Source organism: Paenibacillus sp. FSL R5-0749 (assembly GCF_038595085.1).
In the GTDB taxonomy this organism is placed as follows: Bacteria; Bacillota; Bacilli; order Paenibacillales; family Paenibacillaceae; genus Paenibacillus.
The window spans coordinates 6,270,552-6,284,294 of sequence record NZ_CP152005.1 but is presented as its reverse complement, the minus strand read 5'-3'; the positions used below and the strand labels follow the sequence as shown (position 1 = coordinate 6,284,294).

The following is a 13,743-nucleotide window of genomic DNA, read 5'->3' as shown; positions in this document are numbered from 1 at the left end:
CTTAAAGGTACAACAAAAATAAAGCCGCAGGCAGTGTCTGGAAATGGGGTTGACCCCATAATCCCGTCCCTGCCGTGCGGCTTTTTTGTTGTGGGCTATAGGCTATATCTAACAATCTAAGCTGCCCGCTATATTTTAAATCGACTAATTAGCCCGCTCAGTTCACTGGAAAGTACCCGGAGGGATTCAGCGGATGCACTCATCTCATCCATGGATTGCAGCTGGCTTCCGGTAGCGTGTGACACCTGTTGGATACTGGAAGAGGATTCGCGCGAGATATGCTCCATATCCTCCACGGAAGCGGACACTTCCTCTGCGCTGGCAGACAGCTGCTCGGATGCTGCGGATACTTCGTGCAGACGTTCATTCATCGTCTCAATTCCGGTATGAATGGATGTGAACGAACGACCTGCTTCCTGTACAACAGCGAGACCGGACTGTACGGCAGATGTGCTTGCTGACATATGTTCTGACAACAGGGAAGTCTGACGTGTCATCTCGGCGATCAGTTCGGTGACATGCTGGGACGATTGCTCTGATTCCCCCGCAAGCTTGCGAACCTCTGAGGCAACCACTGCAAACCCGCTGCCATACTCTCCTGCACGAGCCGCTTCAATACTCGCATTAAGGGCGAGCAGATTGGTCTGTGAAGCGATACCCTTCATTAGATGTGCAACCGACTCAATTTTATCAGAGTACTGCTCTAGCTGAGAGGTGGAGGCCACCATCTGCACATTCGCTTGATGAATTTTGTCCATGCTGTCTATTGCCGTATTGATGTTGGCTTGACCTTGCACTGCATTATTGGTCGTTTCCTGTGAGACATCCGCGACCATAGAAGAAGAGTTCGCAATATGCTGCATGCTGCGCGTGATCTCTTCCATGGCAACGGTGACTTCGCCTGCTCGTGCCACCTGTTCGGCAGCTCCACTGGCTGTATGATGGGTATGCTCGGCAATACGCTGACTCGCTTCGGCAGTTGCCTGCGAGTGTTTCGATACACCTTCTGCGGCTTGCAGCAGAGAATCGGAACTTTGACGGATGCCCGTCATAACATCACGGGTACCTGTGACCAGATGTTTGAATTCGGAAGCCAGCTGTCCGACTTCGTCCTTTCGTCCAAGTTCGACGTTGACGGTCAGGTCGCCTTTTCCCACTTCGGTAATCAACTTCTTCAGTTTCACCAACGGGCGGGTCAAGTAGTGTGCGAATCCATACACCAACAAGACACTGAGCAGCACAATAACGAGCGCTGTCCAGATCATGGTCATACGGTTGCGAGACATCAGTTCATAGACCGCAGTGGAATCCAGATCCGCACCGACTAACCCCAACACTTTTCCGTCAGCCCCATGGATGGGCACATACGCTGTAATGGTAGCTCCATAGTCATCCTGGGTGAGTTCGCCTCGAATAGGTTCATTCTGCTCAAAAGCCTGTAACATACCCGCGTAAGGGGTCTCTTCTGCGGAACCGTAAGGGGAGAAGTCGTCCTCTGCCACATCGGCAGCGGCCCCATCCACAACATAGAAATATGTATTAGTTCCATTTTCTTCGCGTGTACCCAGTGTATACAGATACTTGAGCCCATTGGCCTCGCGCAGTTGACTGAGTTGCTCACGCAATGTGCCATAATACGCTGTCTTGTTCTGTCCGGTACTGAGTGGTGCATACAGAGAAGTATCAATTAATGCAGCTGCCCGTTCAGCCACAGCCTGTGCCTGCATCCCCATGGATTGTTCGACCAGTTGCGCCGATGAACGGTACATGGTAATGCCAAGAACCGCACCCGCGGCCAGCATCAGACAGGAAAAAAATAAAAAGATCCTCATAAACAAACTGTTCATTGGTAAAAGTGTTCCCCCTTGATCTGTTGGATGAATCGTCTCTTTGTCTCTTTAGATGGTGTTTGTCGCTTCTTTGGTTCGTATGTATTGTATATCAAATATACATTTTTCTACTTGAAATATCGGCATCCGGGCGATAAAGAATTAGCCCCCAAGTCAATTTTGATCCGGGAGCTAATTACGTTTTAATATTATATTGACCATGTACATTATTTTGGTACAAGCTTCATGGTTACGACTTGATGCCTTCACATGACTAAGTGATTACGCCATTACATTGTTCCGCCGCCCTGGCGAACAGAGGCAGGAATCTTTTCAGGTCCCTGATTAATATATTTATTGATAAAAGTACCTACCTTGGCATCGTCGAATTGGTCGAGTTTCATCGTTTTGGTCCATGCGGTCACCACGACTTCACTGCCTTCGGGAATATCCTTGTTGGGTACAGCCAGAATACCTGCTCCGGCTTCGCGGAATTTAGCGAGGTATTTCAGATGTTCCTTCAAATCCTCGCTTGCGTTCTCACGATAGTAGATGATGATATCCCCGTGTTCCAGATTGTGTACCAGGTAATTATAGCCCGGGAAGTCGGTGTAAAATCCAAACTTGATATCATGCGGATTATGCGGCCCGGATGTTGGAATTGTCATCTCATACTGGATAGGGTCCTCCGTATGGTCAGCCCCATAATATTTATCGTCTGTCACGTCGATTGTCGCGTTGGATTCCAGATCGGCTACATTATATGTTTTACCTGCTCCTTGCATGAAGAACAGGCCAAACGTAATAATCGACACAGCCATCATTACATGTGCAGCCAGCCGAAGGGATCGACTTTTTTTCTGAATGTCCGCCCGTTCTTTCTTTTTCATGTGGCCCAGAATTTTGCCCTGTGTACGTGATGCCCAGATATAGGCGGCGATGGAGAACAGTAACACAATTACACCAACGATGAGCCACAGGTAGGATGTACCTGCCTCATGCTCCATTTGCATATGATTCATATTGGTCATGTCCATAGAGAGTCCCTCTGCTTTCTTTGTAAAATGAGTGAATATAACACTACACAATGTAGTGTTCATAACAACGATGAATCCTTTCATTACGTAACGGGGAGTTGCTGGATTGGTTTATTACGTCAATAAGAACATACCTGTTGCACTACACATTATAGTGTATGATACATGCACAGTGCAATGCTGTCTTGGAAAACAAAAAAAGGCGCTCCCCACGTGAGCAGGGAGCGCCTCAATACAATTTTACGGATAACGGCGATAATGTTTACAGACGACCAAACGGCGACAGCATCAATCCGATCAGTCCCATAATAACCTCACCCAACAATCGATACAGAATAAAGAATACGACCACATTGGCGATGAGTACGCTGTACATACTGTCGATGGCTGCTTTGGTACGATTCAGTGGATAGTGGAATAGCACCGAGTTCAGAGCAACAAATATGATGATGTACGAGATCACAAGCAAGGCGATCGCGATGGAATACGAGATGATAATAAACAGATTCGCCAGAACAAGGGATACGACAGCAGGAACAAGCAAAGTACCGAACTGGGCAACCAATGTTTTGGGACGGAAGGTTATTTTTTCAATTTTCAGAATAGCGTACATCAGTGCAATTGAGGCAATCAGGATAATGACGGTGAACAATAGCGGCCTTACAAATCCACCAATGAACAAGCCGTCCATGCCTATGCGACTAAAGGTAATTAAGAAGTATGTAGAAGATAGGACTGCAATCAGCGCCATCGTTAGCCATCCGTTTAGTGAATGCTGGTCGCCAACGGTTTTCATCGTCTGATAAGGACGAGCTAATACACTGAGGAAATAGGATAGATACTGTTTGCTTACTTCTTTGGCTTGCTGAACTTTCTCATTCTGCACGATATTATTCCACTGATTGGAGCTGTTGTCTCCTTCAGAATCATGATCATTGGTGCCTGTTGATTCTGTTGTCTGTTGTTTCTGAGTAGAGACGGATGTTGTGTTCGGTCGAACGGGTGTCTCGGAAGATGTGTTCTGCGTACTGGACCAGCGAGTATATTCAGGTTCTGAAGCAGCAGCAGATTCCGGGTTCTTTACAAGAGAGGGTGAAGAGTTAGTTTGCGTTAGATTAGATCCGCACCTCTCGCAAAACTGGGCATCTCCATTTTCGTGGTTACATACTGGACATTGCATGGTATAAGCCTCCAATTTCTAGAAAATAAAAGCATGTTAACATTGTGTCTCATTTTAACGGTTGTTGACGAAGTTTGTCTATGTTTCGCAGGAATTAATACCCTTTTAAGGAAAGCTGAAACGAAGACTTGAACACGGTGTATTAAAACGTAGTTTAGAAGTAACAATAGTATAGGACTTACATGCAGGCATATTAATGTAAATTTACTGCGGTTTAAGACGAATTTTTTTTGGAGGCAAATATCTTATCGTTCGCTTCTGTGTGTGATTTACATGTTAAGTATATCTTTTGGGTTGCTCATTTCAGAAGATTTATGTATAATCAATCGTGTTAACACGTCGAATGTACGGTAGTAAGAGATGTGGGTGAGTTCATGGAACTACTGGACAGCAATGAGAGCAAGAAGAAGATGTGCCAGTATTATAACGAAATCTCGAAGGAACTGTTCGGATTTGGCACCACTCTCCTGAGAGTGACCATTGACCAGAACATTGTGACCTTCTACGCGAAGCACCGACGTTCACCGCGCTCTGACGCCCTGGAAGGGGAGGCCCCCGGCTTAAAGCTGGAAGTGGACTTCCGCATGTCTGTCTTATATAAGAAGAAATTCCGGGAGAAGCTCGAGCAACACATGGGTTTGCCAATTGAAGCTATATTGCGGGATTATGATGCGTCCACCCAGTGGGCGATCACGAATGTGATTCTGGAACAGGCCTAGGATGGATCGGCAGGATAGATTCTTGTTGAAGCTTACGAAGGTTATGGCCCGGATCCATGATCAGGTTCCGTACAATTTCATATGATGGCGTCTGTCTTTGGATTGATTCTGAAGCAGAAACCGATGATGTACCGGCAGCGGGTGTCGCTTTCCTTTGTTTACGAAGAAAAGTGTTCTTGTTTATACAAGAATGCTTTTCTTTTTGTTTTTTTACACATCACATATATCAGGGGGAATCAGGATCATGATGAAAAAGTGGATTAGCGGTTTGGCAGCAGTGGCAATGACATCGGTATTACTTGCAGGTTGTGGCAGCAGCACAGAGGATGCAGCAGGTGGATCAGGCAGTGGGGGAACAGCAGCTACCAAATTGGTTATCTCCACTTGGGGCTTCTCCGAAGATTTCTTCAATGAATCGGTATTTGGTCCTTTTGAAAAAGAACATAATGTAGACATCGTACTGGAAGTCGGCAATAACGCTGAACGTCTGAACAAAATTCGTCAGGGTACATCCAATGTCGATGTTATCTACCTATCTGACTACTATGCACAACAAGGTATTGATGAAGGTTTGTTTGAAAAAATCGACCGCTCCAAAATTCCAAATGTAAATGACATTTATGATATTGCCAAAGCCCCGCTTGGTGAAGATTATGGCCCGGCTTACACGGTTGGACAGCTTGGAATTGCTTATAACCCGGACCTCGTTTCCAAAGAAGTGACTTCATGGAGTGACCTGTGGGACCCGGCGTTTGAGGGTAATCTGACTATCCCGAATATTACGGCGACAGCAGGCCCGATGGTTGTGGATGCAGCTTCTCGTGTAGCTGGTAATGATACGTTTAATGAAGATGCGGCATTTGCTGAACTGAAAAAACTGAGCGGCAATGTGGTGAAATTCTATAGCCAAACGTCCGAGTTCGTGAACATGTTCTCCCAGGAAGAGATTGCAGGCGGACCGATCATGGAAATGTATTTCAAAGACCTGAAAGCAGCCGTACCTAATGCGAAGTTTGTTACACCGAGCGAAGGTGCATATGCCGTGATGAACACGATCAATGTCGTGAAAGGCAGCAAAAACAAAGAGCTGGCTGAAGAGTTCATCAACTGGCAGCTTAGCCAGGATGTACAAGCGAAATCCGCTAAAGCCAAAGTCGATTCCCCGGTAAACACCAAGGTTGAACTGACTGCTGAAGAAGCAGAAGGTGTAACCTATGGCGCTGACGTTGTTGAGAAGCTCAACAAGCTGGATATGGAATTCGTGAACCAACAGGTTAAAGGCTGGACAGATCGTTGGAACCGTGAGATTGCACAATAAGACATGTATCAAATTTCTTAAAAGTTACCTTTGATCGATATATTGAACTTATATCATTTGCAGCAAGCAACCATAGCACCGTATAGGAGTTGAGAACGGATGAGTGAAGCGCTGAAACGCATCATTTTGGATGTGGACACGGGGATTGACGATGCACTGGCGATTTTGCTGGCGGTCAAAAGCCGGAAGCTGGATATTCTCGGTATCACCACAGTCTGTGGGAACGTATCACTCCAGCAGGCAACAGAGAATACGTGCAAAATCCTTGAACTTGCGGGTGCACCTGAAATTCCGGTGATTGCCGGAGCGGCAGGACCCCTTACTCGCAAGTCGCATTATGAACACCGGGTACATGGACAGGATGGATTGGGCGGTGCGCTGCCTGATCCGGCGGTGTCCAAACAAGCCGAGGAAGGTTTTGCGCCGGACTTTATCGTGGAGCAAGCCAAGTTGTATCCAGACGAACTGACATTGATCATGACTGCTCCCTTAACCAATCTGGCACTCGCCCTGATGAAGTGTCCTGAATTGCCTTCTTTATTGAAGGAAGTTATCTTCATGGGTGGCGTGGTTCGCGGACATGGCAACATTACGCCGACAGCCGAGTACAACACATACGCTGATCCAGAGGCGGCACGCATCGTATTGCACGCAGGCATCGAGAAGCTTACACAAGTCGGGCTGGATGTGACGCGTCAAACGCTGTTGAATGAAGCAACGATTGAGCGTCTCACCAATCCTGCACTGCGCGCGTACGTGGCTCAGAGCACGGAGATCTACATCAACCGGTATGAACAAATGAACGGTGTTCGCGCTTGCGCGTTGCATGATCCACTGGCCGTGGGCGTAGCCCTTGCCCCCGAACTCGTTGGACGCAAATCGTATTACGTCGATGTCGAAACCGCCAGCCGCTTGTGCGATGGCCAGATGGTATGCGACTTCCAAAACCGTTTGGGTGAGCAGCCCAACACCCTCGTCTGCGAAACCGTAGACGCAGAAAGCTTCCTTGAACTGTTTATCAACGCGTTAAACGCGTAGTTGCTCTGCCCCAATTAGATATTTATATGATTGCGGAGAGTGCAGAACCGATCTGGAGAAGCGAAGCGTTCCCCTTTATCCCCCGATTTTTACCTATGAAAATAAATCATTAAATCGGGGGATAACAGGGATCGAAGGACGGTACTGCAATCGGAGTACTCAAGTATCAATCTCGAATTAAATTTACAAGTCAGGAGTATGGCGATGAAAAAATCAGTAATCTACTGGCTATTGCTGCCGGGGTTCGTGTTTTTGGCGGCATTTATGATCATTCCGATTGTCCTGACGATCGGATCGACGTTTTTCCAAGAAAACTCCTTCACGTTTGAAGGATACATGCATTTTTTCAGAGACCCATACTTTTTGAAAATACTGCTTACGACGCTGCAAGTCAGCGTGGTCACCACCATCGTCTGTGTGGTGCTCGGATTCCCGACAGCTTATTATATTTCGCAGAAAGCGCCGCGCCGCAAAGGCATTTTGCTGGCACTGGCGATCTTCCCGCTGCTGACCAGCCCGGTCGTGCGTTCGTTTAGCTGGATGATCATCCTTGGACGCAAAGGGCTGATCAACAACACCCTTGTTGGTCTGGGGATCGTGGACAAACCATTGGATATTCTGTACACGCCAGCAGCGATGATGATCGGTCTGACGCATCTGTTCCTGCCATTGATGATTATCTCTCTGGTGGGCGTGCTGGAGAACATTGACGGTGATTTGCTCAAGGCAGCGCAAAGTCTCGGCGCATCGCGCATTACGGCATTCCGCCGGGTTGTATTCCCACTGGCTGTGCCAGGACTTGTGATCGGAGCCGTGCTTGTCTTTGTCGGAAGCCTGACGGCGTATACCACACCTGCCCTCCTTGGAGGCAAGCAGCGCGTGATTGCTACGTTCCTGTATCAGAACGCCATGACTCTCAACGACTGGTATCTGGCCTCGGTTGTTGCCGCGATTATGATTGTGATTACATTTGTCGTGGTCGGTGTCATGAACAAAATGGCCAAAACTTTAAATCCGAAGGGGTAGACATATGCGGGAGAAACATATCGGGCTGGGCCTGTTCAGTCTGCTGGTCTTTATCTTTCTGCTGGGCCCGCTTCTGATCATATCGATCACTTCGTTTGAACCGGGAACGGTACTCAAATTTCCGCCGGAAGGGTTCTCCTTCCGCTGGTATGAGAATATTTTCAACACAGGCGGTTTCCTCCGCACGTTCCAGACGTCCATCATCATTTCCTTGCTGGGGAACCTGTTGGCACTGGTGCTTGGAGTTCCGGCTGCGTATGCACTTAGTCGTTACGATTTCAAAGGCAAGTCCGTGCTGAATGCACTGTTCCTGTCCCCGGTACTGATCCCGGGAATCGTGCTTGGTTTTACATTGATGAAATATCTGATCGTAATCTACCATCTGCCGATGTACCTTGGACTATTGATTGGTCATACGATTATCATGCTTCCATTCATCATTCGGGTTATCGCGTCGAGTCTGTCGAGCTTTGACTTCGCCGTGGAAGAAGCTGCGCTGAGTCTTGGGGCGGGACGGGTGAGAACGTTCTTCACAATAGTGCTTCCCAACATCCGCTCAGGCATTATCGCTGCAGTGTTGATTGCCTTCCTGGAATCGTTCAACAACGTGGACATCTCGGTATTCATGACCGGACCAGGAGTTAGTACATTGCCAATTCAGATGCTGACGTATGTGGAGAATTACTTTGACCCAACGATTGCAGCGATTTCCATGCTATTGATGGTACTGACCGGACTTTTAATGTTCGTGATCGAACGGATCATGGGCGGATTTTCATACTTTACTAAACGTTAATTGGAGGCGCAGAACGCTATGGCATTGCTGACATTAGACCACGTATCCGTGGCATACGATAAGCAGACAATCCTGAAGGATTTTCAGTTGGAGCTGGAAAAAGGTAAACTGCTCTCCCTGCTCGGACCGAGCGGTTGCGGCAAAACAACTACGCTGCGCCTCATCGCCGGATTTCTGGAAGCATCACAGGGCAAGTTTATGTTCGGCGGCAAGGATTATACGAAAGTTCCGGCGAACAAGCGCAACTTCGGATTTGTATTTCAGAGTTATGCATTATTCCCGCATTTGTCTGTCTATGACAACGTGGCCTTTGGCCTGCGGATGCGCAAGGTGAAAGACAAGGATATCTCTTCCCGTGTAATGCGAATCCTGGAAGTTGTTAACCTGAACGGATTTGAGAAACGTTTTCCACAAGAACTGTCTGGTGGACAGCGTCAGCGTGTGGCCATTGCTCGCGCATTGGTTATTGAGCCTGACCTGCTCTTGTTCGACGAACCACTCAGTAACCTGGATGCGAACCTGCGCCTGAACATGCGGGTGGAGATTCGCCGGATTCAGCAAGAGCTGGGCATTACAACGTTGTATGTCTCTCATGACCAGGAAGAGTGCTTCTCGATCTCTGATCAGGTAGCCATCATGAACAAAGGTGTGGTCGAGCAGCTCGACCGCCCGGAAACGATTTTCAAATATCCGGCAACGGAGTTTGTCGCACGATTCATCGGATTCCATAACTTTATTGAATTCGCGGATCGCAGCGATGCAGGTGAAGTCATCACATTACATGCGGGTGGACGCACATTTACAGCAACAGCACATCCCGGAACAGCACGTCCCGGTGCACGTAAAGGCGCGATTCGCCCGGATGATCTGATCGTAAGTGGTGATACCTCTGCGGATGTGGTGAACGCTTTGCCGGGCATTATCAAAGTCAGCACGTATCTGGGACGCAGCTATCAGTATGTAGTTGAGACGGAACTGGGTGACTTTACAGCCAATCAGGAGATGGAGACACCGTACCTTAGCGGGCAGCGTGTTAGCCTGATCTTCCCACAGGACAAGCTTGTACTGGTAGAGTAGCGATGAATATATGGAATAGCTTGAAGAAATAAGAGCAGCAAAGAAGGCAACTCATGCGATGATTCCGGATGATGGCGGTGGTGCGCAGTCATGTGCAGCACAGCAGATTAAAGTGCAGGTTCATTGTCCGGTTCGGATCGCAGTGAAATGCTTGTGAAGAAGGAGATTATGCCCCATGCGTGCAGATCAACTGATTGTGAATGTACATGTGTATAACAGTTATTATAAACGATTTGAAATGAACAACGTCGCTGCTGTGTTGGACGGCAGATTCCTATATGTTGGACCCGGTGGACCGGAGATGATTCAGGCAGACGAAGTCATTGATGCACGAGGAAGATACATGATTCCTGGTTTGATCGATATCCATCTGCATATTGAAAGTACGATGGTGACACCGGAAACCTTTTCCCATGGCTTGATTGGCTGCGGGGTAACGTCCATTGTTGCAGAACCGCATGAAATGGCGAATGTGTTTGGGCTTGAAGGAGTTCAGGAGATGATGGCTGCAAGTCGGGAGACGACGGTGGACATGTTCTATGCGATCCCAAGCTCCGTTCCGGCAACCCCGATGGAGACGACAGGTGGTTCGATTGAAATCGAAGATATGGACGTGCTGCTCGCCACTGGCGAGATTATCTGTCTGGGTGAGATCATGAACTATGTCGATGTCATCCGTGATCCGGAGTGCAAGACGAACCAGATTTTACAGCATATCCGCAAAAACTATCCTGATCTCGTGATCGAAGGTCATACACCGAAACTGCTTGGACTCGATCTGCATCGACTGATCTACGCAGGTATTGATTCCGATCATACCCATCAGAGCATTGAGGGATTACAGGCACGGATTGCAGCAGGTATGTTTATTGAAATCCAGGAGAAATCGATGACGCCTGAAGTCATGGAGTATCTGATTCAACATGATGTGGCACAGCACTTCTGCTTCGTCACAGATGATGTGATGCCGGATTCACTGGTGGAGCGTGGTCATCTGGATCATATCGTACGCAAGGCAATTCAGATGGGGATGCGTCCGGAAGATGCGATCTACGCAGCAACGTCTACCCCTGCTTCCCGTATGAAAATGACCGATCGCGGCAGCATTGCCCCTGGCAAAGTGGCCGATTATGTGTTGGTGTCCAACTTGCATGATCTCTCCATTGATCAGGTGTACAAAAATGGCCGCAAAGCTTATGACGATTACGAACCGTATAAGCAGGAACGGATCATCGGGCAATTCCCACCTCACTTCTATAAGAGTGTGCAGTTAGAGAAACTGGGGGCAGCAGATTTTGCTATTCAGTTGTCCGACCCGAAAGTCAGTGGATCAGGTGTTGATCTCGCTGGTGAAGGTGAGTACCAATGCCGTGTCATGATGGTGAAGGATGGTTCTACTTTTGTGGAAGAACATATTGCACCGGTTCAGTCTTCGAATGGCGAATTGTTATGGGAAGAAAGCGGATATGCGCAGATCGCGACCTTTGAACGTTATGGTGTGAACGGCAATCGAGCACATGGCCTGATCGGTGGAGACACCATCAAACGCGGCGCCATTGCAACGACATATTCACATGACAATCATAACCTGCTGGTTGTAGGACGTAATCGTGAAGATATGATATTGGCAGCTAACAACGTAATTTCGAGCCAAGGTGGCTTCTGCGTGGTGGAAGACGGCAAGGTGCTGTCCCATCTGGAACTTCCCGTAGGTGGCATTCTGACGGAAGAACCACTCGCAGTGGTATCCCATCAAGTGAAGGAACTGCGTGCAGCCATGTTGTCTCTTGGTTACGTGCATTACAACCCGATCATGTCGATCAGCACTCATTCTCTCGCGGTAAGTCCGGCGCTGAAGATCACGGACCATGGCCTGATTGATGTGAATGCAGGTAAGGTTGTATCGTTGATTGTTTAAGTGGGATAGACACATCTGGTGGTCTTCTTCCGATGATTGATTAGATTATTCGTTGTTATATCGTTGGTGTGTTCTATAAGAAAAAGAAGCCCCGGTTCATTCAAGTGAACCGGGGCTTCTTTTTGGCAAATTCATATACGTATTATTATGTTCTTGTAATTATAGTTAATACAAACCCTGTTTATATTAATTTCTCTGGATTTTTCACCTTAATGGAGACCACTTCTCCGCAATCCAAACAAACGGTATATACTCTTTCTGAACCAATCGACAATTTCTTATCCAATGGACGAAGATTAATGAAGTCGGATGCCTGTACGAAAGATGTGCTTCCACAATCGGTGCATTTCTCTATTGTAGTACTCATATGTTCATTCCACCTTTTAATCATTTTGGATGTGATCCTTAATAAATTATATTCCAGTAACTGGGATGTAGCAATTATTGATTGTCCACGTTTACCAAATCCCTTTTGGACGAGGCATAGGATTACATATATAGTAAGAAGAGAATGTTTGGACTCATAGCAGGAGGATAGAAAACGACTATGAATGAAATAAATCATGCTAAAACCATATTTTTTGACGTGGATGATACCTTATATGATCATTTACAGCCGCTTCGTGGCGCGTTGCAGGACGTTCTCGGCTTGCCGGATGATTTCCCTTATGCTGAGGCATATCACCGTTTTCGTTATTACAGTGACTGGCTATCTGCACAAGAAGATCTGTCTGCTGTACCGGAGCCGGATGCGGTGGAGCGAATGCGCCGTCGGAGGTTTGAGCTGACGATGGAAGAATTCGGACTCCCCCTACAACCGGGTCAGGCTGAAGAACTGCAAGCTCAGTATCTGAGCAGACAGTTTGAGATTGTGCCTTTTGAAGGAGCCTATGAGCTAATTAGAAGGCTTCAGGCAGAGGGCCATACCGTTGGACTAATCACCAATGGAGAAGGAGAGCATCAGCGGCGCAAGCTTGAAGCATTGGATGTGCTCAGTCTCGTGGACGAGCATCTGATCTTCATCTCTGGTACGACTGGTTATGCGAAGCCAGATCACAGATTGTTTGAATATGTGAGTAAGCAGTCCGGGACAGATGCCCGTTCCAGCTATTACATCGGAGACTCGTGGCGTAATGATGTGGTAGGTGCAGTGGATGCAGGCTGGAAGGTTATCTGGTTCAATCATCGGGAGGCGCTGCCGGAATCCGATCATCAGCCTCATTTTGTAGCATCGAGCTATGAAGAGATCAGTCGTATTTTGACTTTTGAAGTTGTCCGAGTTTAAGGAGACATATGTTTAAAGGAGAGCAGTCCTGTGACCATTCATGGTGCAGGTCTGCTTTTTAGTGCTTAAAGAAGGACTCCATTTTTAGGTTATACCTTCTATAAAGGCATTAATAATGAGATGTCTAACTCTTCGCTTTCAATTACAATGGCCATGAGTCCAGCTTCTGTTTTGGTTTCGTGCCATTCATGTGTATCCCAGAGTACGGCTTCCCCACAATGCACTTTAATGTATTCATTTGCTTCGCCTCTAACCCAACCTTCTCCACTTACGATCAAAAGCAGTTGAGGAACCACAGCTTGGTGATAACCGACTACTCCACCCTGTGGCAAGTGCATACATCCGATATGAGCTGTTTTGTCGGTCTGCGTAATACGTGACATGACGAAATTAGAATCAAATTGGGTAATCTTTTTCCCTGACTCTTCTTTAAATTGAAATATCCTCATGTTTACCTCCGCAATCGTGACTAAGTTAACTTCCTACAAGGGCAACGTTCCTTATGATGGTATCATCCTAA

13 protein-coding genes are annotated in these 13,743 nt (G+C 47.4%); 8 read left to right on the top strand and 5 right to left on the bottom strand.

Going from position 1 to position 13,743, the window contains the following annotated elements; all coding sequences use genetic code 11:
• Positions 1-128: 128 nt before the first annotated feature.
• The 3 genes from MKY85_RS28030 to MKY85_RS28020 all read right to left on the bottom strand — a co-directional run bounded on the left by MKY85_RS28030 (position 129) and on the right by MKY85_RS28020 (position 4,046).
• Positions 129-1,847, bottom strand: a complete 1,719-nt coding sequence (locus MKY85_RS28030) for a methyl-accepting chemotaxis protein (protein ID WP_342571297.1) — start codon at positions 1,845-1,847, stop codon at positions 129-131.
• A gap of 272 nt (positions 1,848-2,119) precedes the next feature.
• Positions 2,120-2,866 (bottom strand): DUF3105 domain-containing protein, encoded by a 747-nt coding sequence (locus MKY85_RS28025; RefSeq protein ID WP_342571296.1) that lies wholly within the window; start codon positions 2,864-2,866, stop codon positions 2,120-2,122.
• Between the two features lie 262 nt (positions 2,867-3,128).
• Complete coding sequence (locus MKY85_RS28020; protein ID WP_342571295.1) at positions 3,129-4,046, bottom strand: hypothetical protein; 918 nt, start codon at positions 4,044-4,046, stop codon at positions 3,129-3,131.
• A gap of 374 nt (positions 4,047-4,420) precedes the next feature.
• Between MKY85_RS28020 and MKY85_RS28015 the strand changes: the two genes are divergently transcribed.
• The 7 genes from MKY85_RS28015 (at position 4,421) to MKY85_RS27985 (ending at position 11,938) form a co-directional block, all read left to right on the top strand.
• Positions 4,421-4,765: a Na-translocating system protein MpsC family protein gene (locus MKY85_RS28015; protein WP_017691786.1), complete on the top strand. Its 345-nt coding sequence runs from the start codon at positions 4,421-4,423 to the stop codon at positions 4,763-4,765.
• 247 nt (positions 4,766-5,012) lie between these two features.
• Positions 5,013-6,083 carry an ABC transporter substrate-binding protein gene (locus MKY85_RS28010; protein WP_339243229.1) on the top strand — a complete coding sequence of 357 codons (1,071 nt, stop codon included), beginning with the start codon at positions 5,013-5,015 and terminating at the stop codon, positions 6,081-6,083.
• A gap of 111 nt (positions 6,084-6,194) precedes the next feature.
• A complete protein-coding gene (locus MKY85_RS28005) occupies positions 6,195-7,121 on the top strand; it encodes a nucleoside hydrolase (RefSeq protein ID WP_342573493.1) in 927 nt (308 codons plus the stop codon).
• A 204-nt stretch (positions 7,122-7,325) separates the two neighbouring features.
• Positions 7,326-8,147 carry an ABC transporter permease gene (locus MKY85_RS28000; protein WP_036612869.1) on the top strand — a complete coding sequence of 274 codons (822 nt, stop codon included), beginning with the start codon at positions 7,326-7,328 and terminating at the stop codon, positions 8,145-8,147.
• 4 nt (positions 8,148-8,151) lie between these two features.
• Positions 8,152-8,943, top strand: coding sequence for an ABC transporter permease (locus MKY85_RS27995; RefSeq protein ID WP_124116640.1), 792 nt, complete (start codon positions 8,152-8,154; stop codon positions 8,941-8,943).
• An 18-nt stretch (positions 8,944-8,961) separates the two neighbouring features.
• Positions 8,962-10,020, top strand: a complete 1,059-nt coding sequence (locus MKY85_RS27990; protein WP_339238458.1) for an ABC transporter ATP-binding protein — start codon at positions 8,962-8,964, stop codon at positions 10,018-10,020.
• A gap of 175 nt (positions 10,021-10,195) precedes the next feature.
• Complete coding sequence (locus MKY85_RS27985) at positions 10,196-11,938, top strand: adenine deaminase C-terminal domain-containing protein (RefSeq protein ID WP_342571294.1); 1,743 nt, start codon at positions 10,196-10,198, stop codon at positions 11,936-11,938.
• A 181-nt stretch (positions 11,939-12,119) separates the two neighbouring features.
• Here MKY85_RS27985 and MKY85_RS27980 read toward each other — a convergent pair whose 3' ends face one another.
• On the bottom strand, positions 12,120-12,305 hold the full coding sequence (locus MKY85_RS27980) for a hypothetical protein (RefSeq protein WP_342571293.1): 186 nt from the start codon (positions 12,303-12,305) through the stop codon (positions 12,120-12,122).
• A 180-nt stretch (positions 12,306-12,485) separates the two neighbouring features.
• Between MKY85_RS27980 and MKY85_RS27975 the strand changes: the two genes are divergently transcribed.
• Positions 12,486-13,223, top strand: a complete 738-nt coding sequence (locus tag MKY85_RS27975; RefSeq protein ID WP_342571292.1) for an HAD family hydrolase — start codon at positions 12,486-12,488, stop codon at positions 13,221-13,223.
• A gap of 98 nt (positions 13,224-13,321) precedes the next feature.
• On the opposite strand, the gene MKY85_RS27970 is transcribed toward MKY85_RS27975, so the two are convergent.
• Positions 13,322-13,672 carry a cupin gene (locus MKY85_RS27970; protein ID WP_342571291.1) on the bottom strand — a complete coding sequence of 117 codons (351 nt, stop codon included), beginning with the start codon at positions 13,670-13,672 and terminating at the stop codon, positions 13,322-13,324.
• Positions 13,673-13,743: the final 71 nt, after the last annotated feature.

Bases quoted from the DNA above. Each gene is read 5' to 3' on its own strand.
- MKY85_RS28030 (WP_342571297.1), bottom strand. From the start codon at position 1,847: ATGAACAGTTTGTTTATGAGGATCTTTTTATTTTTTTCCTGTCTGATG.
- MKY85_RS28025 (WP_342571296.1), bottom strand. From the start codon at position 2,866: ATGGACATGACCAATATGAATCATATGCAAATGGAGCATGAGGCAGGT.
- MKY85_RS28020 (WP_342571295.1), bottom strand. From the start codon at position 4,046: ATGCAATGTCCAGTATGTAACCACGAAAATGGAGATGCCCAGTTTTGC.
- MKY85_RS28015 (WP_017691786.1), top strand. From the start codon at position 4,421: ATGGAACTACTGGACAGCAATGAGAGCAAGAAGAAGATGTGCCAGTAT.
- MKY85_RS28010 (WP_339243229.1), top strand. From the start codon at position 5,013: ATGAAAAAGTGGATTAGCGGTTTGGCAGCAGTGGCAATGACATCGGTA.
- MKY85_RS28000 (WP_036612869.1), top strand. From the start codon at position 7,326: ATGAAAAAATCAGTAATCTACTGGCTATTGCTGCCGGGGTTCGTGTTT.
- MKY85_RS27995 (WP_124116640.1), top strand. From the start codon at position 8,152: ATGCGGGAGAAACATATCGGGCTGGGCCTGTTCAGTCTGCTGGTCTTT.
- MKY85_RS27990 (WP_339238458.1), top strand. From the start codon at position 8,962: ATGGCATTGCTGACATTAGACCACGTATCCGTGGCATACGATAAGCAG.
- MKY85_RS27985 (WP_342571294.1), top strand. From the start codon at position 10,196: ATGCGTGCAGATCAACTGATTGTGAATGTACATGTGTATAACAGTTAT.
- MKY85_RS27980 (WP_342571293.1), bottom strand. From the start codon at position 12,305: ATGAGTACTACAATAGAGAAATGCACCGATTGTGGAAGCACATCTTTC.
- MKY85_RS27975 (WP_342571292.1), top strand. From the start codon at position 12,486: ATGAATGAAATAAATCATGCTAAAACCATATTTTTTGACGTGGATGAT.
- MKY85_RS27970 (WP_342571291.1), bottom strand. From the start codon at position 13,672: ATGAGGATATTTCAATTTAAAGAAGAGTCAGGGAAAAAGATTACCCAA.